The organism is Dactylosporangium maewongense, from assembly GCF_039531485.1.
Taxonomy (GTDB): domain Bacteria; phylum Actinomycetota; class Actinomycetes; order Mycobacteriales; family Micromonosporaceae; genus Dactylosporangium; species Dactylosporangium maewongense.
Genome location: NZ_BAAAQD010000016.1, coordinates 285429 through 307038 on the forward strand (window position 1 = coordinate 285429; position 21610 = coordinate 307038).

The 21610-nt window shown below is 68.9% G+C and carries 24 protein-coding genes and 2 pseudogenes; 15 read left to right on the forward strand and 11 right to left on the reverse strand.

Annotation, left to right across the window (positions count from 1 at the left end; genetic code table 11):
* Nucleotides 1-2: 2 nt before the first annotated feature.
* From ABD332_RS60190 to ABD332_RS60200, 3 genes and pseudogenes are all read left to right on the forward strand, one after another.
* The gene (locus ABD332_RS60190; RefSeq protein WP_425552340.1) at nucleotides 3-248 is read left to right on the forward strand and encodes an ATP-binding cassette domain-containing protein; all 246 of its coding nucleotides are present in this window, start codon (nucleotides 3-5) and stop codon (nucleotides 246-248) included.
* A 76-nt stretch (nucleotides 249-324) separates the two neighbouring features.
* Nucleotides 325-456, forward strand: a pseudogene (locus ABD332_RS60195) (ABC transporter); the annotation flags it as partial.
* Nucleotides 457-741, forward strand: coding sequence for a hypothetical protein (locus tag ABD332_RS60200; RefSeq protein WP_425552343.1), 285 nt, complete (start codon nucleotides 457-459; stop codon nucleotides 739-741).
* 567 nt (nucleotides 742-1308) lie between these two features.
* On the opposite strand, the gene ABD332_RS35785 is transcribed toward ABD332_RS60200, so the two are convergent.
* On the reverse strand, nucleotides 1309-1575 hold the full coding sequence (locus tag ABD332_RS35785; protein ID WP_344507134.1) for a hypothetical protein: 267 nt from the start codon (nucleotides 1573-1575) through the stop codon (nucleotides 1309-1311).
* 375 nt (nucleotides 1576-1950) lie between these two features.
* Between ABD332_RS35785 and ABD332_RS35790 the strand changes: the two genes are divergently transcribed.
* Entirely contained in the window at nucleotides 1951-3075 is a 1125-nt protein-coding gene (locus tag ABD332_RS35790) for a DUF418 domain-containing protein (RefSeq protein WP_344507136.1), read from the forward strand.
* 148 nt (nucleotides 3076-3223) lie between these two features.
* Here the strand turns inward: ABD332_RS35790 and ABD332_RS35795 are convergent, their stop codons facing one another.
* From ABD332_RS35795 to ABD332_RS35805, 3 genes are all read right to left on the reverse strand, one after another.
* Nucleotides 3224-3352: a hypothetical protein gene (locus ABD332_RS35795; protein ID WP_344507138.1), complete on the reverse strand. Its 129-nt coding sequence runs from the start codon at nucleotides 3350-3352 to the stop codon at nucleotides 3224-3226.
* Nucleotides 3353-3700: 348 nt separating this feature from the next.
* The gene (locus tag ABD332_RS35800) at nucleotides 3701-4342 is read right to left on the reverse strand and encodes a response regulator (protein ID WP_344507269.1); all 642 of its coding nucleotides are present in this window, start codon (nucleotides 4340-4342) and stop codon (nucleotides 3701-3703) included.
* A 17-nt stretch (nucleotides 4343-4359) separates the two neighbouring features.
* Nucleotides 4360-5586, reverse strand: a complete 1227-nt coding sequence (locus tag ABD332_RS35805; RefSeq protein WP_344507140.1) for a sensor histidine kinase — start codon at nucleotides 5584-5586, stop codon at nucleotides 4360-4362.
* Between the two features lie 107 nt (nucleotides 5587-5693).
* Here ABD332_RS35805 and ABD332_RS35810 point away from each other — a divergent pair, with 107 nt between their 5' ends.
* The 4 genes from ABD332_RS35810 (at nucleotide 5694) to ABD332_RS60205 (ending at nucleotide 9408) form a co-directional block, all read left to right on the forward strand.
* Nucleotides 5694-6428: an ABC transporter ATP-binding protein gene (locus ABD332_RS35810; RefSeq protein WP_344507142.1), complete on the forward strand. Its 735-nt coding sequence runs from the start codon at nucleotides 5694-5696 to the stop codon at nucleotides 6426-6428.
* Entirely contained in the window at nucleotides 6428-8356 is a 1929-nt protein-coding gene (locus tag ABD332_RS35815) for an FtsX-like permease family protein (RefSeq protein WP_344507144.1), read from the forward strand. Before ABD332_RS35810 ends, ABD332_RS35815 begins: the two co-directional genes overlap by 1 nt.
* Nucleotides 8357-8445: 89 nt before the next feature.
* Nucleotides 8446-9228 (forward strand): CPBP family intramembrane glutamic endopeptidase, encoded by a 783-nt coding sequence (locus tag ABD332_RS35820; RefSeq protein ID WP_344507146.1) that lies wholly within the window; start codon nucleotides 8446-8448, stop codon nucleotides 9226-9228.
* Nucleotides 9229-9267: 39 nt separating this feature from the next.
* Entirely contained in the window at nucleotides 9268-9408 is a 141-nt protein-coding gene (locus ABD332_RS60205) for a DUF6928 family protein (protein ID WP_425552341.1), read from the forward strand.
* A gap of 138 nt (nucleotides 9409-9546) precedes the next feature.
* Here the strand turns inward: ABD332_RS60205 and ABD332_RS35825 are convergent, their stop codons facing one another.
* On the reverse strand, nucleotides 9547-9864 hold the full coding sequence (locus tag ABD332_RS35825) for a hypothetical protein (RefSeq protein WP_344507148.1): 318 nt from the start codon (nucleotides 9862-9864) through the stop codon (nucleotides 9547-9549).
* Nucleotides 9865-10842: 978 nt separating this feature from the next.
* Between ABD332_RS35825 and ABD332_RS35830 the strand changes: the two genes are divergently transcribed.
* From ABD332_RS35830 to ABD332_RS35845, 4 genes are all read left to right on the forward strand, one after another.
* On the forward strand, nucleotides 10843-11250 hold the full coding sequence (locus tag ABD332_RS35830; protein ID WP_344507150.1) for a hypothetical protein: 408 nt from the start codon (nucleotides 10843-10845) through the stop codon (nucleotides 11248-11250).
* A 246-nt stretch (nucleotides 11251-11496) separates the two neighbouring features.
* Nucleotides 11497-12330 (forward strand): slipin family protein, encoded by an 834-nt coding sequence (locus tag ABD332_RS35835; protein WP_344507152.1) that lies wholly within the window; start codon nucleotides 11497-11499, stop codon nucleotides 12328-12330.
* A gap of 493 nt (nucleotides 12331-12823) precedes the next feature.
* Entirely contained in the window at nucleotides 12824-13195 is a 372-nt protein-coding gene (locus ABD332_RS35840; protein WP_344507154.1) for an ArsR/SmtB family transcription factor, read from the forward strand.
* A 202-nt stretch (nucleotides 13196-13397) separates the two neighbouring features.
* Nucleotides 13398-13757, forward strand: a complete 360-nt coding sequence (locus ABD332_RS35845) for a hypothetical protein (protein WP_344507156.1) — start codon at nucleotides 13398-13400, stop codon at nucleotides 13755-13757.
* A 721-nt stretch (nucleotides 13758-14478) separates the two neighbouring features.
* Here ABD332_RS35845 and ABD332_RS35850 read toward each other — a convergent pair.
* The gene (locus tag ABD332_RS35850; RefSeq protein WP_344507158.1) at nucleotides 14479-14862 is read right to left on the reverse strand and encodes a hypothetical protein; all 384 of its coding nucleotides are present in this window, start codon (nucleotides 14860-14862) and stop codon (nucleotides 14479-14481) included.
* 324 nt (nucleotides 14863-15186) lie between these two features.
* A complete protein-coding gene (locus ABD332_RS35855; protein ID WP_344507160.1) occupies nucleotides 15187-15699 on the reverse strand; it encodes a GNAT family N-acetyltransferase in 513 nt (170 codons plus the stop codon).
* A gap of 103 nt (nucleotides 15700-15802) precedes the next feature.
* On the opposite strand from ABD332_RS35855, the pseudogene ABD332_RS35860 reads away from it, so the two are divergent.
* Nucleotides 15803-16444: pseudogene (locus tag ABD332_RS35860) on the forward strand (transposase); the annotation flags it as partial.
* Nucleotides 16445-16527: 83 nt separating this feature from the next.
* Here the strand turns inward: ABD332_RS35860 and ABD332_RS35865 are convergent.
* The 3 genes from ABD332_RS35865 to ABD332_RS35875 form a co-directional block, all read right to left on the reverse strand.
* Nucleotides 16528-17538 (reverse strand): SMP-30/gluconolactonase/LRE family protein, encoded by a 1011-nt coding sequence (locus ABD332_RS35865; protein WP_344507164.1) that lies wholly within the window; start codon nucleotides 17536-17538, stop codon nucleotides 16528-16530.
* A gap of 301 nt (nucleotides 17539-17839) precedes the next feature.
* Entirely contained in the window at nucleotides 17840-17962 is a 123-nt protein-coding gene (locus ABD332_RS35870) for a hypothetical protein (RefSeq protein ID WP_344507166.1), read from the reverse strand.
* 160 nt (nucleotides 17963-18122) lie between these two features.
* On the reverse strand, nucleotides 18123-18929 hold the full coding sequence (locus ABD332_RS35875) for a hypothetical protein (RefSeq protein ID WP_344507168.1): 807 nt from the start codon (nucleotides 18927-18929) through the stop codon (nucleotides 18123-18125).
* 204 nt (nucleotides 18930-19133) lie between these two features.
* On the opposite strand from ABD332_RS35875, the gene ABD332_RS35880 reads away from it, so the two are divergent.
* Complete coding sequence (locus ABD332_RS35880) at nucleotides 19134-19505, forward strand: ArsR/SmtB family transcription factor (protein ID WP_344507170.1); 372 nt, start codon at nucleotides 19134-19136, stop codon at nucleotides 19503-19505.
* Nucleotides 19506-19733: 228 nt separating this feature from the next.
* On the opposite strand, the gene ABD332_RS35885 is transcribed toward ABD332_RS35880, so the two are convergent.
* On the reverse strand, nucleotides 19734-20570 hold the full coding sequence (locus ABD332_RS35885; RefSeq protein ID WP_344507172.1) for a hypothetical protein: 837 nt from the start codon (nucleotides 20568-20570) through the stop codon (nucleotides 19734-19736).
* A gap of 101 nt (nucleotides 20571-20671) precedes the next feature.
* Between ABD332_RS35885 and ABD332_RS35890 the strand changes: the two genes are divergently transcribed.
* The gene (locus tag ABD332_RS35890; RefSeq protein ID WP_344507174.1) at nucleotides 20672-21100 is read left to right on the forward strand and encodes a bacteriocin immunity protein; all 429 of its coding nucleotides are present in this window, start codon (nucleotides 20672-20674) and stop codon (nucleotides 21098-21100) included.
* Nucleotides 21101-21610: the final 510 nt, after the last annotated feature.

The window sequence follows — 21610 nt, forward strand, 5'->3', positions numbered from 1 at the left end:
CGATGCCAACAGGTGCCGCACTGACCATCTCCGGACTCACGAACCGGTTCCACACCGGTGCCCAGGAGATCATCGCGGCCGACGACCTCATCGTGGAAGTCGCCGGCGGGAGCTGCACCGCGATCACCGGGCCGAGCGGGTCCGGCAAATCGACACTGCTGCACCTCATCGGCGCCATCGAGGCACCGCACAACGGCACGATCGTGGTGGAGGAGTCGAGGCGACGGCGCTGCGGCGCAAGCAGCTGAGCGAGTATCGCCGGACGGTCGGATTCGTTTCCAGCGGTACCATCTACTGCCCGCCCTGACGGCCCTGGACAACGTCATCGCGCCGGTCCTGCCCTTCCGGGTCGGCTTCGACAAGCGCGCACGCGCACGGGACCTACTTGACGCGGTCGGCCTCGCCGGGCGGGAGCGAGCGCTGCCGGCTCAGCTGCCCGGCGGCCAGCAGCAGCGGGTGGCGATCGCACGCGCGCTCATCGGCGAGCCGAGACTACTGCTCGCAGACGAGCCGACCGGCAACCTCGACTCCGCCAACGGCACGCAGATCCTCGACCTGCTGCTCAACCTGCGCGGAGCACGCGGGATGACAGTGCTGCTGGCGACCCACGAGCATCACATCGCGGCCCGCTGCGACCGACTGCTCCACCTCGCCGACGGGCGGATCACCGAAGACATAGACCTGACGGCCGGCGAGCCTCCGGAGTCGACACTGGCCCGAGCCGCCCAACTGCGGCGTTAGCCGGGCCTGCGGTGTACGAAGCCGAGGGCATCGAGGTGATCAGGACGTAGTCCAGGCCAGCCGCGGTCATCGCGGTCATGGTCGGGGTCCGCGAGTAGACCGGGGGGATCGAGGACGTCAGCCACCGTGGCTGTCATCGCGGAGATGGGTTTGGAGAAGGCGTCCGTTGCCAGGATCGCGGAGCACGCCGGCCTCTCCAGGGCCGCCGCCTTCGAATGCCAAGGGGCATACCAGCTGGCCTGCCTGCGTGAGAAGTCGCGCGGAGTGCGTGGCAATGTGGTCGCCAGGACGGCTCGAAACCGCACTGCCGATTTAACGAAGAACCGTTGACATGGCCAGCGCGCGGCTCGATCATTCGCCGGCTTCCGAGGCTCGCTTGTCCTGCGGGACACCGTCGGGCAACGTCGCCTTCGGTTGGACGTGGGCACACTCAATCGCTCCGAAACAGACGAGCATCCACGGAGCGCTTCAGATCCACAGTAGACGGCCGGCGTCAGCATTTCGGCTGCTCAATGCCATCTTGACCGGCAATAGTGGCGCAGTGCCGAGGATCGCGACTTTCGCGGTCTATGCTGCGGCGAGTGCGCATGCTCGCTGGACCTGACGGATTTCGGCGTTGGTGGGTTGAGCTGGGCGAGAGCCCATAAATCGGGCGGCGATGAGGGTTCGTCGCAGTGTGGTGAGCATGTCGGCGAACGACGAGTCGGTCTTTGGCAGGTACCAGGGTGCGTGGACGCGGCGGTCTGCGACGATCCCGGACCGGTGGCCGTGCAGTGCGTACCAGAGCACGACGAGGGTGTAGATGTACATCCCGAACGCCCAGGTGCGGTTCACCGCTTGTGGGGTGCGGTTGCGGGCCTGGCCGACGCCGAGGGTCTGGCGGGTGTCGAAGAAGGTGACCTCGATCCGCCCGAGCCCTCCGCGCCAACGCCAGAGACCCCCCGCCGACCGCTGCAGGTCCTCGGCCTACTGACAAGCGCAAAGCGGTGAAGTACCTACCTTGCAAAGGCCCTGAGGTCAGCCCGGCCACCAGCGACCAATGGCGACGCAGGGGGTGCGATGGCATGCTTCAGGATCTACATTCGGCGACTGCGGAGCCCGGTCACCGGCCCGTACGGTAACCGCATGACAGCCGACGTGCCCACGCGATCACCCGGGCCGACTACTCCCGCGGCCCGCGCTCTGGCGCCAGACCTGGCGCGTGGGTTCATGCTGCTGTTCATCGCGCTGGCCAACTCGCACTACTTCCTGACCGGCCCATCGGTGTTGGGTGGCTACCCGCAGAACGGATCGGGTCTCGACGCGGCCGTCACCTGGCTGATCTCGACCTTCGTCGACGGCCGTGCGTTCCCGATGTTCGGGCTGCTGTTCGGGTACGGCGTCGCCCAGATCGTCCGCCGCCACGAGGCATCGAGACCTCGGGTGGTGCGCCGGCTGCTATGGCGGCGCAGCGCTGCACTCGTGGTCGTGGGTCTGCTGGACGCGCTGCTGTTCTACGTCGGTGACATCCTCGCGGCCTACGGGGTGCTGCTGTTCCTGGGAGCATGGGCGGTGCGCTGGCACGACCGCTGGCTGGTGCTGACAGCGCTCGCGTTCTTCGTGCTCACCTCCCTGCCGAGCGACGACTCTCTCGTCATCAGCCTGGCCGGACCCGACGCCGCAATGCTTCCGCCGGACGCGGGCACCATGGTGGCCGAACGAGCTCTGGCGGCGCTCTTCGTGGCGTCCCTCGGCCCGCTGGGCTTTATGTGCCCGTTCATGGTGGGGTTGTGGGCGGGCCGCCGGCGCATCCTCGAGCACCCGGAGCGGCACCGCATGCTTCTGGGCGTCACAGCGTCGATCGGCATCGGTGCCGCGGTGCTCGGCGCTCAGCCGGTCTCGCTGATTCTCGCCGGCATGGTGACGCCGCCGAACCAACCGACGCTCGAACTGCTGGGCTCCCTGCATGACACGACCGGGATGCTGGGCGGCTTCGGTTATGCCGCCCTGCTGGCGCTGATCGCGGCCTGGCTCCCCGGACGCCGACGGCCGGTCACCGACGCGATCGCCGCCGCGGGCCAACGGTCGATGACCTGCTACCTGATGCAGTCGGTGATCTGGGCCATCGCCTTCACGCCCTTCCTGCTCGACCTCTCCGGCACCCTGGACGTCGCCGGCACGGCGCTGCTCGCAACGGGAACCTGGATCGTGACGGTGGTCCTCGCCGACCGCATGCGCCACGCCGGCCACCGCGGACCGTTCGAAGCGCTCGTCCGACGTGTCACATACGGACCCGTCGGGGTTCCAAAGCCCGTCACCGTGGTTGACATGGGCAGATGCGACGTTCGGCCATGACGTCGGGCATCATCATGACGCATGCCGCTGCGTCTGATCTACTTCGTGTTCTGCGGTATCGCCGGCTGGCTTGCGCTCCTCACTGCACGTTGATCTGGAACCAGCGGCTTCTGTGTATACGCTGCGGGAGCATAAGCGGTTCTACAACCTACACCGACCGCATCAGGGGATCGTGAATGTCCGGCCGCTGAAGCCGCTGCCCGAACCGATCACCGACCCGGACCAACTCGTCCGGCTGAACATCCACCGGCGTGGCCACCTCGGTGGCGTCCTTCACCAATACGATCACGCCGCCTGAGCTGCCCGGATGGCATTCTTGGCAGGTACAACGCCCCGGTCGACATGACGTTCGCAAACTGGATCAAGGGGTGCTGGAGGCGCCATCGACCGCGGCAGACCTGGAGTACCACCTCAGCACGCTGTCGCCGCCCGTGCGGCCGCACGGCTATCTGGACGTGCGCTACCTGGACGTGCAGCCGGGTCTTTCGGTTACGGACGTCAGTCGCGCCGCGCCCTCGGCGGGGCGGGTAGCGCGGTACATACTTGGATCGCCGCAAAGGGGAGGTCGACGTGAAAGAAGGCCGCCTTGATTCACTTCCAGTAGGCCGCGCGATGTGGCGCTCGGTCAGCCGCGCAGGTAGGTGAGAACGGCCGAGACTCGGCGATCTGAATGCGGGTCGAGCGGCAGCTTGGCGAAGATGTTGCCGACGTGCTTGCGTACCGCCGCCTCGCTTACGAACAGCTTGTCGGCGATCGCGTGGTTGGTGTGGCCTTCGGCCATGAGCGCGAGAACCTCGCGTTCGCGTTCGGTGAGGCCCGTGAGCGGACCGTCGGCGTGCCGGAGGCCGACGAGTTGGCGGACAACCTCGGCGTCGATGACCGTGCCGCCCACCGCGACGCGGTCGATGCTGTCGAGGAAGTCGCGTACGTGGCCGACCCGGTCCTTGAGTAGGTAGCCGATGCCCCCGCCGGGGGTTGAGTCGAGCAGTTCGCCGACGTAGGCGTCGGCGACATAGGCCGACAGCAACATGATCCCGATGCCGGGATGAGCGGCCCGGATTGTCGCCGCCGCGCGCAGTCCCTCGTCGGTGTGGGTGGGTGGCATGCGGATGTCAGTGACGACGAGGTCAGGGCGGCAGTTGCCCGCGTACGTGAGCAGGGCCTGCGCATCGGCGACGGCCGCGACGACCTCGTGCCCGGCGCGTTCGAGGATCCGCACCAGCCCTTCTCGGAGCAGGGCCGCGTCCTCGGCGACCACGATCCGCAGCGTCTTCGGCCGCGGCGTCAGCGGATCGGGCACGTCATCCTCACCTGGGTCGGGCCGCCGGCGGGGCTGGTGATGCGCAGGTCGCCGTCGAGGGCGTCGAGCCGGGCCCGCAGTCCGGCGAGGCCGGTACCGGCCCGCGGGTCGGCGCCGCCGACGCCGTCGTCGACGACCGAGACGATCAGGGCGTCGTCGTCGGTCCACGCGTGCACCTGTGCCGATCGGGCCCGGGCGTGGCGGGCGATGTTGGTGAGGTTTTCGCTGACGAAGAAGTAGGCCGCGGCCTCGACCGCGGGCGGGAGCCTGCCGTTCAGGGCGAGGTCGAGGTGGACCGGCACGGCTGACCGGCCGGCGATCTCGTGGACGGCCGCGGCGAGCCCGTGGTCGGTCAGCACCTGGGGGTGGATGCCCCGAATCGTGGTGCGCAGGTCGGCGAGGGCCTGCTCGGCCTGGTGGTGTGCCTCGCGGACGAGGTCGAGGCCGGGGCCGTCGGGCAGGTCCAGCTCGGCGCTGCCCAGTGTCATGGTCAGCGCGACGAGACGCTGCTGGACGCCGTCGTGCAGATCGCGCTCGATGCGGCGGCGTTCGGTCTCGAACGCGTCGACCAGCCCGCTTCTGGACCGGCGCAGCTGCTGGACCGCTTCGGCCAGCCGGGCCTCGGGCGGGTCCAGCAGGTGCCGCACCAACGCCGCCTGGCCGCAGGCCAGCGCGGTGATCGCGTATGCCAGCAGGACCAGCGTGCCGAGGCCGGCGGCCACCGCGGCCCACGCCTCACCGGCGTTGTCGACCCGCCACCCGGCGACCTCAACACCGTCGTAACGGACCAGCACCGGAGCGAGGATCAGCACGGCCGGAGCCGACAGCAGCACCACCACCGCGGCGTCCACGAGCCAGAACACCGTCGCCAGCAGGATCGTGACGCCCGCCTCGGGCCACGATGCGCGGCCACGCCCCCGATCGGGCAGCGCATGTCGCCGGTCCACCGGCCGCCCGGGGAAGACCAGCCGGAGCCGGCGACGCTCACCCGCGGCGGCGAGGCGGACGAGCGTCGCAACGCCGGCGAGCACGAACAGTCCCGCGACGACCACGATCGTGGCCACGCCCACGCCGAGGACCACCAGCAGGAGGATCAGCCAGCCGAGGCCGACGGGCACAGTGCTGCCCACGTACGCCAGAGAGCGCCACGGCCACGCCGACGCCAGGAACCGTGCGGGGCGCCCGCGCACAGCAGTCCAGGCGTCGCTCATGGGCCAATCCTACGGACCACCTCGGCCGCGGGGGGTAGCGTGCGCGCTACCCCCGAAGTCGCGTCCAAGCCCGTGTGGCAGCACGCGCCCGCGGGTGCACTGAGGGCATGCATCAGCCATCCTCGGCGGCCGTCACGCTCGACGGTCTCACCCGCACCTACCGCTCGCGCGCCGGCTCGGTGCACGCGCTGCGCGGCGTGACCCACGTGTTCCAGCGTGGCACGTTCACCGCGATCATGGGACCGTCCGGCTCCGGCAAGTCCACCCTGCTCCAGCTCGCCGCCGGCCTCGACCGGCCGACCGGCGGGCGCGTCATCGTCGGCGACACCCGGCTCGACAAGCTGAACGAGACCGAGCTGACCCGCTTCCGGCGTACCTCGATGGCGTTCGTCTTCCAGTCCTACAACCTCCTCGACGCCCTCACCGCGTTCGACAACGTCGCGCTGCCCGCCCGCCTGGCCGGACGCCGGGTCGACCCGGCCACCGTGCGGACCGCCCTGACCCACGTCGGCCTCTCCGAGCACGCCCGGCGCCGGCCGTCGGAGCTGTCCGGCGGCCAGCAGCAGCGGGTCGCGATCGCCCGGGCGCTGCACGGCCGGCCCGACGTGCTGTTCGCCGACGAACCCACCGGCGCCCTGGATCGCGGTACCGGACGCGACGTGCTCGAACTCCTGCGGTCGCTGGCCGACGGCGGTCAGAGCGTCGTCATGGTGACCCACGATCCGCTGGCCGCCTCGTACGCGGACGGTGTGCTGTTCCTCGCCGACGGGCAGATCGTCGGTCACCTCGCGCGCGCTGACGCCGGTCAGATCGCCGCGATGATGCACGACCTGGAGCGATGATGCGGGCCCCGACGATGCTGACCCTGGCCAGGCAGACCGTCCACAGCTCATGGCGCGGCTACCTGGGTGCCTTCGTCGCGTTGCTGTTCGGTGTCATCCTCATCGCCGTCACCGTGACGCTCATCGGCAGCGTCGACGCCACCAGCGGCCGGGCCGGCGTCACCGCCGACCAGCGGGCACAACTCGACGACCTGGCCGCGATGTTCGGCATGATGTCGGCGCTCTCGGCGTTCATGGCCCTCTTCGTGGTCGGCAGCACGTTCGGCTTCGTCGTGGCCGGCCGCCGGCGTGAGCTCGGCCTGCTGCGCCTGGTCGGCGCGACGCCACGGCAGGTGCGCTGGCTCCTGCTGGGCGAGTCCGCCGTCGTCGCGGCCGCGGCCACCACGGTGGGGGGTCTGCTCGGCACTTCGCTGGCCCCGGCGGTGCTCTGGCTGGTGCGGGCCATCGGGGTCACCACGCTCGACCTGCAGCCCCCGAGCCCGTGGATCGCCTGGACGGTCGCCGCACCCACCGGTGCGATGGTCGCGCTCCTCGGAGCCTGGCGATCCTCGCGCCGCGCCGCCCGGATCACCCCCAGCGCCGCCCTGCGGGAGGCCGCGATCGAGCGAACCCGGCCCAGCATTATCCAGTTCGCCGTCGCGGCGCTGTGCTTCGGCGGCGTGGTGGCCGCCGTCATCGCCGCCGCCGACCTGCCTCCGCTGTTCGCGCTGATCGCCGCCATTTTGCTGCCCGAGGTGGTCGTGATCGGCCTGATGAGCATCGGACCCGCTGTCGTCCCGCGGCTCGCCGCCCTGCTTGCCCGCCCGTGCCTCAGCCGGGACGTGACGGCCCGGATGGCCCGCGACGAGGTGCGCGCCGCGACCCGCGCCACCGCGGCGGTCGCCGCCCCGGTCGTGGCCATCTCCGCCATCGCCGGGTCGCTGCTGCTGGCCCTCAGCTTCACCGCCGACTGGACGACCGCGCAGGATCGGGCCCGGCTGCACGCGCCGCTCGTCGTCGAGGCGGGCAGCCCGGCCGCGGCCGCGTCGGTCGAGTCCGACACGGCCGTCGCGATCGCCGACGCACGCCGGCAGGTCATGCTCCAACGCGACGACAACGGCCGCCCCGGCGAGCGCGACGAGGTCGAGATCATCGACCCCGCCACCGCCGTCGCCGCCCGCGGCCTGACCGCCGCTCGCGGCACCCTCGACGATTTCCACGGACGCAGTGTCGCGGTCACCAACACGTGGGTCACCGACGCCGGCATCGGCCTGGGCGGCACCCTCGTGGTCTGGATCGACGGCGACCGGGTCCCGCTGCGCGTCGTCGCCGTCATCCCCGACGCACCCGACCTGTACGGCGAGCTTGCCATCCCCGCCGACCTGCTGCCACCCGCCACCGGCGGCGCGACCGGGACCGTCTTCGTCGTCCCGCGCACCGACGCCGCCACGGCGCGAGAGTCCCTGAAGCGCACGCTCGCCGGCAGCGACAGCCGGATCCTCGACGCCGGCGACTGGATCGACGCCACCACGGCGCGGACCCGCCGGGCCAACAACCTCGGCCTCACCATCCTGCTCGGACCGGCCGGCGTCTACGCCGCCATCGCGATCGTCAACGCGACCCTCATCGGCGCCTCACACCGGCGCCGTCAACGCGACCTGATCCAGCTCGTCGGCGCGATCCCCGACCAGGTCCGGCGGGCCGCCATCTGGCAGGCCGCTCTCGTCTGCGGCACCGGCCTGCTCCTGGGCGGCGCCACCACCGTGCTGCTGGGCTGGCTCGTGCGCCGCGCCATCACGGCCGACCTGGCCGGCTTCCCCGTGCCCATCACCATCCCATGGCTCCCGCTGCTCGGCATCGGCGTCACCTGCCTGCTGCTCACCGTGGCGGCAGCGGTGGCCGGTATCCGTACGCGGAAGCCTCCGAGCCTCGCTGAGCACGCGAGCTGACCCGACGGGAGCCGACCGCCATGATCGATGCCCGATCGACGAGCTTCGGGGAGCGGGCGAGGAAGCGGGGTCTGACGGCATTTCTCCTGATGTCGTACGGTGTCGCCTGGGGCTGGGAAGTGGTGGCCCGCCTGCTGCTCGGCTGGTCGTTGGTGAACCCGCTGGTGCAGGTGCCGGTCGCGTTCGCGCCGGCGGCCGCGGCGCTGGTGGTCCGGCGTTGGGTCACCCGCGAGGGTTTTGCGGACGCCGGCTCCCGGCTACGGTTGCGCCCCGCCTGGCGGTACTACCTGCTGGCCTGGCTGGGCCCACTTGGTGTCGCCGCCGCGGTGGTCGGCGTCGCCGCGGCATCCGGGCGGTGGGAGCCGTCCGTCGGCCCGATGGCGGACCTGGTTCCCGGCGTGCCCGTCTGGTCGGTGCCGCTGCTGCTCTGTGCGGTAGCGCCGATCGTCACCGTCGCCCTCTGGGGCGAGGAATTCGGCTGGACCGGCTATCTGCTGCTGCGCATCTGTCCCGGCCGCCCGCGCCGCGCCGCGTTGTCAGCCGGCCTGATCGCGGCGGTCTGGCACTACCCGCTCGCGCTGCTCGGCTACGCCGAGTTCCGGCATCCGGCCCTGGGCCTGGTCGGGTGGACGGCGTGGATCCTGTGCCAGGAGGTCATCCTGGCCTGGCTGCGGGCCCGCAGCCGCAGCATCTGGCCGGCCTGCCTGGCACACGCCGGCAACAACTTCGTGCTGGTCCCGCTGACCACCGCGCTGCTGCTTGGCCAAGGCGGCTTCGGGCACGAGGGCATTCAGCTGTTGGTGGTCCTGGTTCTGGGCGCCGTCGCAGCCGGGCCGCTCGTGCGAGCCGGTCGACAAGAATCCCGGGAGTGAGCGCCTTGGATCTGGACATCGCCGGGTTCGGGGCAGTAAGTGCTCTGCAGACTCAAGGGCTGCGAGCTCGGCGAGGCGGCGCTGCGTGCATGGTTCGGGTTTGTCCTCGAAGGCGACACCAGCGCGGACCAGATCGATCCCTTCAAGGTCGCAATGTACGGCTTCAGGACCGCCGACTAAACCGGTGCCGAACAGGCGGAACGGCGGGCGCTGCACGACGAGTTTCGCCGGACCCACACCCTGCGCCGCTGTATCTTCGGCCCTGACGGTGCGTTCTATGGCCTTTGCAAGGTAGGTATTTCACCGCTTTGCGCTATGTCAGTAGGCCGAGGACCTGCGGCGGTCGGCGGGGTCTCTGGCGTTGGCGCGGAGGGCTCGGGCGATCGTGGTGGTGCCGGCCAGTCGGAGCACGCTGACCGCGACGTTGCGGAGGGTGGCCATGGCTTGTGGGGCGTTGCCTGTGCGGATCTGGCTGGCGTCCTCGGCGAAGGTCGCGTCACGCACATGGTGGAGCACTTCGATGGTCCAGTGTCCACGCAGCCCGTCGGCCAGTTCGGCTGGTGTGGCCTGGCCGGCGGTGAGGTTGGTGACGGCGTTGACGGTGACGGTCGACCAGCGGCCGGTGGTCAGGTTCATGCGGCGCCGGCGGCCTGGACCTCGTCGACGAGCCGCTGCGCCGGCCCCGGCTTGCCCCCAGCGGGCGACCTCGCCGTAGCGGTCTTGAACGTGCTGCCATGTGCAGTTCCGGTCGTGATTTTGGGCTGTTTGGCGGCCTTGGCTGCGCGCCAGCCGCTGACGGCCCGGGCGGGTACGCGCCATGGGCCAGACAGTGACTGCCGTCGCCGGTGAGCGCCGCGGCCCACCGGCCGCCGCGCTGGCTGACCGTCAGCAGCCGCCGGTTCTGCAGCGCGACCGCGGTCGTCCTAAAACGTGCGCCGGTCATCACACCATCGGGGCAACCGGCGCCGACCCAGGCCAGCACCGCCAGTTGCCGATCATTGAGCCGTTTCTGTGCGCCCAGCAGAGTGGGGGTTGACCGTGTAGGTGGTTGATCTTTGTTCGTAAGCTCGTCGTCGCTTGCCGGTGGAAGTCCGCGGTGGACCAGGACCTTGGCGAGATCGGTGACGGGCGGCAAGGTTTCGACGGCAGGAGGGCGCTGGTCGCGGCCCTGATGTGGTCGGTGGTCGTTGCTGTTCCGCACCACCGAGCAGCTCAACATGCATGCCTGAGCAGACCCAACCGACCGCAGCAGCATTCGACGACGCGATTCTGGCGGAACAGACGTAGTAGCCCGTTCCGGCACGGTGCGCCTCGATCGTCCCGCAGGCACGTGCCGTGCTATGCCGGACCCGGCCAGCGCTGACTGAATACATTCGGATCACACGGAGTAACGTCAGAATTGCAACGCCATACGCGGTACGCAATGCCGCTGCGGGCCGCGGCCCGCGACGGGCGGACGTGCCGGTCTCGGGTGACCGAGCCGCAGGAGTGGCTCCGCTTAAGCGTGCAACGCCTGACCGTCACGCATGCAGCAACACGTCCTCGTGAGCGTCGCCCCAGACTTCCTATCGACCACGAACAGGTGGACACGAACAGGTGGAGAGGTGACATGAGATGAGCGACGTCATGCAGGCGCCCGAGGCTGAGCCGGCCCGGGCCGGCGAGTTGGGCGGTCAGGACGAGCAGCCCTCGACCGAGCCGGCGGAAACGGAGGGTTCCGACAGCGCAGAAGGTGGCGGTGAGGAGCAGGGCGCAGAGTCCGTGCAGGCTGAGCCGGCCCCCGCGGAAGCCGCGGAGGAAGGCGAGCAGACCGAGGCACCCGCCGAGGAGGAGCCGGTCGAAGGACCGGCCCCGGAGTCCCAGGCTGAGGAAGTGTCCGCGGCGCCGACCGAGAAGCCCGAGTCCGCGGCCGAGCAGGCCCAGGCTGAGGAAGTGGCGACAGAGGAGGAGGCGAAGCAGGCACCCACCGAAGCAGCAGCCGCGGCAGAAGGTGGTGAGTCCTCAGGCGAGACGGGCGAATAGCTCAGCGTTAACCATGAAACGCACATAGCCTCGATCGCCTGGTCGAGGCTATGTCCTTTGCGTGCTGTTCCCAGCTGCCTTGCCCTGCCCATGGAAACGGGAAGATCGCTTCAACGACGAGTCGCTGGTCAATTCAGTCCGGTTTGGCAGTGGCTCAGGGCGACGCCGTTGCTCGGCGCGGTTGGTCAGTCATCACCGCGGTGCGTTGCGGTGGCACACCGCGTTAAGCTGGGTGGAGATGCAAGGATGGCGCGTGTTGCCATGGTTTTGATGTTTATTGTCGTGGTGATGATGGCGGTGGCCGGGTTGTTGGCCAGCGCCCGGATCGTTCGGCAGTATGAACGCGGTCTGATCTTCCGGTTCGGGCGTCTGCGCGAGGTGACCCGCGGGCCGGGCCTGGCCCTGATCGTGCCGTTGCTGGACCGGCTGCAGAAAGTGAACCTGCAGATCGTCACCATGCCGGTTCCGGCGCAGGATGGCATCACTCGCGACAACGTGACCGTCACGGTCGACGCGGTGGTGTACTTCCGGGTCGTGGACCCGGTCCGGGCCGCCGTCAACGTGCAGGATTACATGTTCGCGGTTCTCCAGGTGGCGCAGACGTCGCTGCGTTCGATCATCGGCAAGAGCGACCTTGACGAGCTGTTGACCAATCGCGAGCGGCTCAACCAGGGCCTGGAGGTCATGATCGACAGCCCGGTGATCGATTGGGGCGTCCACATCGACCGGGTGGAGATCAAGGATGTCTCGCTGCCGGAGTCGATGAAACGCTCGATGTCCCGGCAGGCCGAGGCGGAGCGTGAGCGGCGCGCCCGGGTCATCACCGCGGACGGTGAGCTGCAGGCATCGCGCAAGCTCGCTGAGGCCGCGGCCACGATGGCGCAGACACCGACCGCGCTGCAGCTGCGGCTGTTGGAGACGGTGGTCGAGGTGGCGGCTGAGAAGAACTCAACGGTGGTGCTGCCGTTCCCGGTCGAGCTGCTGCGCTTCCTGGAGCGGTCGGCATCGACACAGGCCACTGTCGAACCGCCGCAGGGCGAGTACGCCCCCGAGTTGTCGCGGGTTCACACCGCGCGGTAGGGCGCTGTTGCATTAAGCGATCTTCAAGATCACTGGCCGCAGAACTTCTTGTGAGATCGAATTCGGCCGCCCACCTTTCCGCAGCGCTCACCACCCCCCGGCTCATTCACCGAAGCAGCCTGCGGCGGTTTGGAGACCTCCCCTGCAGGGCGATCCCGGAGGGCCCACCTCCATCACCAGTGCAGCACCGCGACCATCAGCACGATCTTCTACATCGCAACCTCCAGCCGCGTTCGTGGCGCACGGATCTCCACATCCTTGGCCCGGTCGCTCATCGGCAGCAGCCGCAGCATCGCGAGGGCGTTCGTCACGCCGAGGTACGCCAGTCGCAGCAGTACGAGGCAGCGTCATCTCGCACCTCGGCGGCTATGTATGACTACCTACTCGAACGGGCCAAGATCCGCTGACGGCCTGACATCGCCTCTGACCAGCGCGGATGTCATTATCGGCAAGCGCAGGGTTCCACCGGCCCACCGACGGCGTTGGTGGAAGGATGGAAGGCGTGGGAACTGCGACAATTGCTACGCCTGCCATCTCGCCGCTTGCTGGCGAGCCGATTGCGCGTGCCGATGCCGAGCGGCTCGCGGGAGTACTGAAGGCATTCGCCGACCCGGCCCGGCTGCAACTGCTGAGTCTGATCCAGTCCGCTCCGGAGGGCGAGGCGTCCGTGAGTGACCTCACCGCGCCGCTCGGTCTGTCCCAACCGACTGTGAGCCATCATCTTCGGATCCTCACCGAGGCCGGCCTGCTCGAGCGCGACAAGCGCGGCGTCTGGGCGTACTACCGCCTGGTGCCGTCCGCGATCGCGGCGATCGCCGACCTGTTGACGCCGCCCCGCAAGCGGGCGACGAAGAGGGCCCGCTGAGCGGCACTGTCGAAGGCCACGAGCGCGCCAAGCAACCGACCGCGCCGGTACAAGCGCGCCCAATCCACCAATTGATCAGGTGCACGGAAGTAGCCGCCGATGGCGCTCGGCAGGCTGGTAACTATCGGGGCGAGCAGGACCCGCGATCCGGCGTCGTCCAGCATGCGGTAGGACGGACACCGGCCGCCGGTAGCATCCGGGCATGCAACCGCGCCGGCACCGAATGCGCCAGCGGCAACGCCGGGACTCGGCACGGGCGTGGATCCGCTCCGGGTCGGCGGTCACGGTGAAGCACTACGCCAAGCGGTACGGCGTCGACGAGTACACGGCCTACGACGACCTGACCGCGCTCGGGTTCGCGTTGCCTGACTCGGCGCAGCAGTGGGCGCAGCGCCCACCAGCGACCCCCTGCCGTACCGTCGAGCGTGCCACTCGCCCGGTCCATGACGAGTGGTGGATCGTGCTGGACGGCAGGCCGTTCTTCGTTGCGGGCTACACCTCCGGCGGCGCTCCCTACGGCACCTTCGCCGACGAGATGCCACCATACGATGATCCGCGTTGAGCGCGCTTCGAGATCAAGACATGGGATGTCTGCCGCGATCGGCGCGTCTTGATCTGCCAAACTTGAGTCGATCCACAGTGGACGGACGAGCTACACGATTATGGAGTAATCGGGCTATCGGGTCGGCGCTGATCGAGGCTGTGAGCTGGACTCGACTGCGCGCGGACTACGGATCAGAAGGTTAGGGGTTCGAGTCCCTTCGGGCGCGCAACATCAAGAGGCGGTTGACCTGCGGAAACGCAGATCAACCGCCTCTCGCGATTCGTCCACTGTGGACCTGTTGTGTTCCGAAAGGGATCCGCTGTTTCGCAACGGTCCAGGCCGGGGCGTGGTGGTAGGGATCCGTTCGTGCCGGTTGGTCTGGATCTTGGACTGGGTGCCATGGCGCCGGCCAAGATCAAGCAGGGTCCCCGGATCGTGATCCAGGCCGGCGCCGACCGTCTTCAGTGAAGATCATCTGCCGGGTCGCCGTGCGGACGTCCGCGACAACGCCGGCCGCCCGGGCTGTTGGCGCCATCGCGCCAGCCGCACCCCCAGTCCCCGCACCCTGGCTGGGACACCACCGCCAAACCGACCCCCGTCCGGCCGCTCACCGCAGCCGGCCGCCGACCATCTGACTGCACCCCCGCAGGCACCCCACCGCAGCCGATACGCATCCGGATCTGCCGATGTGCGTGCGTCTGCGAGGCGCGGCTGCCCGACCGCGTTTCCGTGCCATGACCTACACGGTGGATGCGCGCCCCGCTTCGTCGAGGAGCACCTGCAGCCGATCCCGGCAGCGCAGCAACAGCCCGGCGATCTCATCGAAGGTCGCCGCGTTGACCGTGCTGTTGTCGAACCACATCGCCCGCACCGCGGCCTGACTCTGCGCCAAATACGATCCCGCAGCGTCGACCAGTCCGATGAACTCGTCCCTGTTCTGCGGTGGCGCGAACTGGACCGACCCGCGCGCGGCTCGCAACGGCTCCCCGGTAACAGCGAACACCGCCGCCTGGTCGCCGCCCGCCTGATCAGCTCCGATCCACGCCAGGACATACTCGAGCTCTGTCGCGGCCAACGTCAGCCTGCCGACTGCCAGAACCGCTTCATCGGTGACCCGCCGCATCCCACAACCGTATCGGAGACGCGCCTCGCAGGTGCACGCTCATAGCCGCGATCCGTGGGCGAAACGAGATTCGGCTGAAGGGGTCCTCTTCTGCCGCCGAGGGCGAGCGCGGGTTCGACCGCGTCCGTTACGCCGCGTGATGAGGTCGTGCGGCGTCCGGCGCGCTGAACTGCCGAGATCAGTGCACCCGATCAAGGATCAGGCCCTCGTCAAGGCCCAAGCGTCGATCTTGGCTGGAGGCCCACCGCGGTGTGCGGCGTGAAGCCGGTGAGGTCGTGTCGCCGTTTGGCATCTCCGGGCGAGATCGACGTCTTGGTTCCCGGATCAGTGACGTGCCGGGTCGAGGTCGATCCAGTAACGCAGCTCCGCACCGAGCGTCTCGTTGAGCTGGCCACCGTTGGCCACGATGACCTTCCGCGACGCCTCGTTAGCCGGATCACAAGTCAGCAGGACTTCGGCGAAGCCGAGCCGCCGCGCCTCGGCCAGGCCGGCGGCAAGCATCCGGGTGGCGTGCCCCTGTCGCCGCCACGCCGGCGACACGTGATATCCGATGTGCCCGCCGTCACCGAGCAACGCCGGGGTGAGCTCGTGTCGGATCACTAACGTGCCAAGGTAATGCTCCCCCGCTATGTACCAGTAGGTAGAGAACGGCACGTCCCAACGTCGCTGAACGCCCTGACACGAGGCCACATATCCATCGAAGTCCTCGCTCGCTGGCCCCAGCCAGCCGGTGTCGAAGCCGCTGGCCAAGCAGTCCGCCTGCTCACCGGTGAGATAGGAAGCGCGGACGGTGGCGGTGGGCGCCTCGAGCCGAGGCTGTGTGGTCAGCGTGATCATCATCCGCAAGCTATTGCTCAGCCCGGCGACCGTCCACCCCAAATGCACGCAGGCGTGACGGAGTCGCCTGCGCCTCAGCCTCCGGCAATCATCAGGCCGTTGCCCACAGATCGCGCACCTCATCGCCGTCCTCGCCGCGGACACCGACCTGTGGCAACACCCCATCCGCATCGCCGACTCGACCCCGGGGCAGTGCGGCACCTCACGCGAGACCGTCAAACGCTCCGACCTTGCCGGCTGGGCCGGCTACGGCTACTGCGCCTCACACTCCCGCCGATTCTGGGGCCTGCGGCCTGCACCTGGTCACCACCATCCACGGGCTCCCCGTCGCGTTCGCCCTGACCAATCCGAAAGTCGACGAACGTGACGTCCTCATCGATCTGGTCTCGTTGCAACCAGCCATGTTCCACCACCCCAGCGGCCTGATCCTGGTCGTGGACAAGGGCTACCGCGACCGCATCACCGAGACCTGGCTCAACGAAACGGATATCGACGTCATCCGACCCGCATACCGCAACGAAGCACCACGCCCCGGCCGGCTCATCCTGCGCGCCGTCCGCCAGAACATCGAGTCGGTCAACCAGACCCTCAAGAACCAACTCGACCTCGAACGGCACGGCGGCCGCACCCCTGCAGGCGCAGCCGTCCGCGTCCTGCAACGCCTCCTGGCCATGACCGCAGCGATCTGGCACAACTGGCACACCGACCAGCGATCATGCGATCACTGATCGCCTACGACCACTGACCCCTTGGAATAGACCGTCTAGGTGATGGTCAAGCTGAGGGCGGCCCAGGCCGCGTCGAGCCGGTCCCGGTCAACTGGCCGGTTCACAACCAGTCCAGCCACGGGGTGTCATCCCAGGGCTGCAGTTCCTGGGCGGGTAGCCGCGACGCCACCCGCCGCACCTGGCCGCTGGCGCGGTCGACCCGCAACCAGCCGCCGCTGATCTGGATGAAGATCTCCTTGCGGTCCGGCGAGATGAACATCTGCTTCACCGCGGTCGTCGAAGGCGGCATGACCTGTTCGAGAGTGACCACCTTCGCCGCCAGGTCGACCCTGGCGACCGCCACGTTGCCCCACGGCTCGGCCCAGCCGTCCTCCGGCAGGTTCAGCGCCAGCGTCGCGGTGCACAGCACCATCGTGTGGTCGAACGGGAACCTGCACACGTAGGAGACCGGCCGGCCCGACCCGTCGTCGCCGGAGATGTCGATCGTCCCGGCCCGCCGGCTGCTCGCGGTCATGGTGCTGTGCGACCCGGCCAGGCCCGTGACGGTGACGTCGCCGGTCACGAGGGAGTCTACGGTCGCCTCCGCGCGCAGCGTCTGCGGCTGCGCGGGGTCCAGCGACACCTGCGGGTTGCCCTGCGGTTCGTGGCCGGACTCGGCCCAGAACCGGCCGTCGCGGTACTCGATGAACCCGTAACAGCCATCGCCGGGCCTCGGGTGCTGCGCGACCTTGGTGAACTGGTGCCCGGCCCAGCGGAAGACGAGCAGGCCGCAGTGGTCTTCGCCGACGGCCGAGCCGCCGTCGGCCGCAACCGTCAGCCCGACCAGGTTCTCCCCGCCGTTTACCGGCGCCTGGTACACGGTGTGGCCGTCGTCCGGGTCGTAGACGCTCACACTGGCGTTTTCCCAGTTGAACCAGACCAGGCCGGCGGGCAGACGGGGAACGTCCGGTCCCGGCGGCACGGGGCTGCTGCCGGGCGATGCCGGGCGGCTGGTCTGCGGCTCGGCCGGCAGTCGATTGTTCGTGCAACCGGCCAGGCACAGAACGCCGCTCAACATCAAGATGCCGGCCGCCCGCAACGTGTGCGGGGCGGCAAACCGAGTGTCACTCATGGTTCGCGGACCTCCTCGTCTTCTCGGGGCCGGGGTATGGGCACGAGGGTCGCTCGGAACCGGCCGTCGGCGCGGGCCCGGGCGGTGCGTCGCGTACGGTTCCACGCGATCGTCCCGACCCGCCAGGGACATTCATCCCGGCAGGCCAGGACACCGGTGCCGGTCCGGCGAGGCGAAGGTCGGCGACCGCGGCCGCCCCCTACAACGAGGAATGGTCGGGGGTGGCCCGCGACGCTCGCCGTGGGCTACCCGGCTGAAGGCCGCGGCTGGACGTTCGCGGCCAGGTTGGCGCCGGCCCGGATCACGCGGTCGCGCCGCCGCCCATCGGCATCCGCAGCAGCGGGCGGCGCCGGCCCGTCGCGCGCAGGTAGGAGCGGATGAGCTCGTCGAAGCCGTACGCCCGCGGGCCGGCCAGGTCCGGCACGAGCCCGGCAGCCTCGCCCAGGGCCAGCTCGGCGAGGCGGCCCGCGACCTCGGGGTGGCGAGCGAAACCCGAGATGGCTGCTCGCCGCTACCTCCCTCAGCCCGATCTCTCTGCCGATTGACGCGAGGACGGTGCAGTCCTCTGGCCGAGACCGGCTGCGTCACAGATCGATGATCCGATTCAGTACCTTGCAATATCGCGCCAGCCAATGCCGGCCTTCTCGTTCAACGTCTTGTTCGAGGTCACCGCGGTCCAGATACAGGGCGTTCGGGCGGTCGCGCTCGGGTTGTGTCACGTCGGGGCGGTAGTGAGGGCGTCGGCTGACGATTCGTGCGCCTGGGGTCCTGATCAGATGTCGGATCGTGTCGGCCAACGGCTGGTCGTCGAGATCCGTCGCGATGACCAGCGCCTGTGCCAGTCGGCCCGGCCAGTTACCGGCCGGCAGCCAGGCGACGACATCGCCGTGACGGACCTCTTCCTGAGCCATCAGCAGCAGCGCAAGCTCGCGCCGGTTGCTGGCGAATGACAGCACGTCACGGCACAGCGACCGCACGGCGACCGCCTGGTCTGGGTCCAGCCGGCTGCCCTCCGGCCAGCCCAGGCCTATGCCGACCGGGTCGAGGGGGACCGACAGACCTCCGTAGTCCGCCATCGCAGGGCCGAGACGAGCGTCTCCGACGAACATATGCCAACGCTTGTTCCCGCCTGCGCGGTCGACCACGGCCCGATACTCAAGATCGGCCACCACCCAAGCAACCCAGCCTCGCCCCAACGACCGCGCCTCGCCAGGAAACAATTCGTCCCGAAGGGCCGCCGCGGCCAGACCGCCCGGGGTCATCGCACGCACCATTACCACGCTCCTGATTCCGTCGACGAATCTGGCGCTGTCTCCGCCCCGGCGGCTCATCAACGGGTCCAAAGTCATGTAAGCAGACTGCGCGCCCCGGCGTTGAACCTGCTCGATCACGCTTACTCATCTAGCCGTTAGCCGTGAAGCGCTCGCCACGGTCCAGGATGGCGATCAATGATCGCCACGCGTGTGACCTGCGGCTTCACCGCCGTCCGTGCCCGGACCCGACGCCCAACTGTGCAACGTTGGACCCGGTCTCGCGGTCGCAGTTGGAGGTTCTGACCCCTGTTCCACCGGCCTATCGATGGTATTAGTGCAACTATGGAAGGCGTGGGAACTGCGACAACTGCTACGCCTGCTGTCTCGCCACTTGTCGGCGATCCGATTGCGCGTGCCGATGCCGAGCGGCTCGCGGGAGTACTGAAGGCATTCGCCGACCCGGCCCGGCTGCAACTGCTGAGTCTGATCCAGTCCGCTCCGGAGGGCGAGGCGTCCGTGAGTGACCTCACCGCGCCGCTCGGTCTCTCCCAGCCGACTGTGAGCCATCATCTTCGGATCCTCACCGAGGCCGGCCTGCTCGAGCGCGACAAGCGCGGCGTCTGGGCGTACTACCGCCTGGTGCCGTCCGCGATCGCGGCCATCGCCGACCTGTTGACGCCGCCCCGCAAGCGCGGGACGAAGAGGGCCCGCTGAGCGGCACTGTCGAAGGCCACGCGCGCGTCAAGCAAAGCGCGCCCGATCCGCCAATTCTATTGATCAGATGCGCGCTCATGCCGCCGACCGTGCGCGCTGGCCAACTGTACGGCCATCACGGTCCGTAGGCTCGCTTGTCGTCTGCCGCATCTCCTGGACGCTCGCACATGCCGATGACAGCGCATCTGATGATGCCGAGTTGAGAATGCGCATCCGCACGCTTGTCGCTCATACCGCCAGCATGCGTGCGGCGCGGCGCTCGTCGATGCCGCCCCTCCATCCCGCGAGCGGGACCGTGATGTCTGACCGCGGCGCGCCTCGTAGGAGGCGATACGCTGCGTGCCGCTCGGCGGTAGGGATGAACTGGTCCCACATCGACGGCAGGACCGGGCTGGGGAGTATCCCGAACTCCGAAAGTCCGATCAGGATGCCGTACCGCTGGTACTTGTCGGTGCCGGGCACGAGCTTCGCCCGGGCGAGCTGTTTCTCCAGTTCACTCGGGGTGGTTCCCGCCGGCGATGAGCGGATGAGGTCGAGCAGGGCACGCAGCCGTACGCGGTCCTCCGCGTCCGGCTCGGGCAGTCCTTCGCTTGCCGCAGCCTCCAGGTCCGGCAGGTAGCCGGCGGGAATCTCGTTCCACGCCCAGCCGAGCGACAGCCGCAGCAACACCTGGGTCACATCGACATCCGAGGCCGGATCAAGTCCGCAATCGGGTACGCCGCCCGCGTGCCGCGCCGCGGCCCTGAGGAAACGCGCCCAGCCGTAGGAGATGATCGTCTGGCGTCCGCGCGGGGCGCTGCCCAGCCCGGCGACGAACGCTGCGAGCACCGCACCTTCATCGAGCGCGGTTGCCGCTTCGACGGCCCGCTCTACGATCTCACCTGCGCTCCACCGTTCGGGTTCACGCACCGGCCACCCGGCGCCGTGAGCCGCAGCGAGGTCGGCGGGCGCGTCGGACGGATCGTTTCCTTTGACCGTTCCTGCCCGCGTGAAGCGATAGCCATAGCATCGCATCAAAACGTCCCGATCGACGCCGGACGGAACCCGGCGCGGCGCGGCGATCATCACGCGAGACTAATGGGTCATGGACATGATGGCGTGATGAGGGTGCTCGCTCATGTTTGATATGCAGGCAATCGTGATCCGATCCGCAGCGCGGGTCGTGAGTGGCCGCCCCGCCAGAGCTGCTGACCGAGCTCTGTGCCGCGATCGAACAGATCGAGGACCTGCACTGGCGCGGCGAACCGACCGAAGCAGCGATCGCCGCCTTCAATGCGCGTACGGGCAGCACGCTCGAGCTCTACGACTTCCTCAGCTATCACGGGTCGATCTCCACGCAGGACTTCGCTCGGATGGCGACTTGGCCTGCTTGGCCCAAGCTCATTGACATCACTCGCGAGGAGCTGACCGAAATCGTGCGGCGAGTGCTGGAGTCAGATCGTGAACACGAGTACTACCTCTATCTCTTGAAGGTCAACGTTGTGCATCCAGCGCCGTCTGACGTCATCCACCATCCACCGCCACACCTGGGAGACGACGCGTCGCCGGAGGCGATCGTCGAGGAGATCCTGAAGTACCGGCCGATCGCGCTGTAGCTATCCTGTGGCACCGAGATGTCCACACCAAGGCCGGGCGCAGTCTTCTGCCGCGATCCACGCGCCGCGGAGTGATGGTTCAGCGGCGTGGCGGTCAGCGTTCGGCTGCTCCGTGTCCACGGAGCCGGGCCCACCGCCAGCGATCCAGCACGAGGAGACCGGCCAGTACCGTCGCGGCACCTCCGGCTAGGCCGGGTCCGACCGGCAGACCAGCAGACCGACAGCCGGCGTATCCAACTCCCGCGCCGGCCAGAGCCAGCACCGCGATCGTCGACCAGCCGATCAGGTTCAGTTGCACGCTGCGGCACAACTGGACGTGATGTCGGAACCTGCGCCACGGCGTCACGGGCCGATATTCGGCATACCGACGTTCCACCACATCCCCGCTGTATCACGTGAGGCTGAATGACCGGATTGGCTTGAGCTTCACACCATCCTGTCATGCCGCCGTCAGCGCGCGGCTTGTGGTGCATCGCCACGAGGCGTGCCATCGCGGAGCGTGGCTGGTAC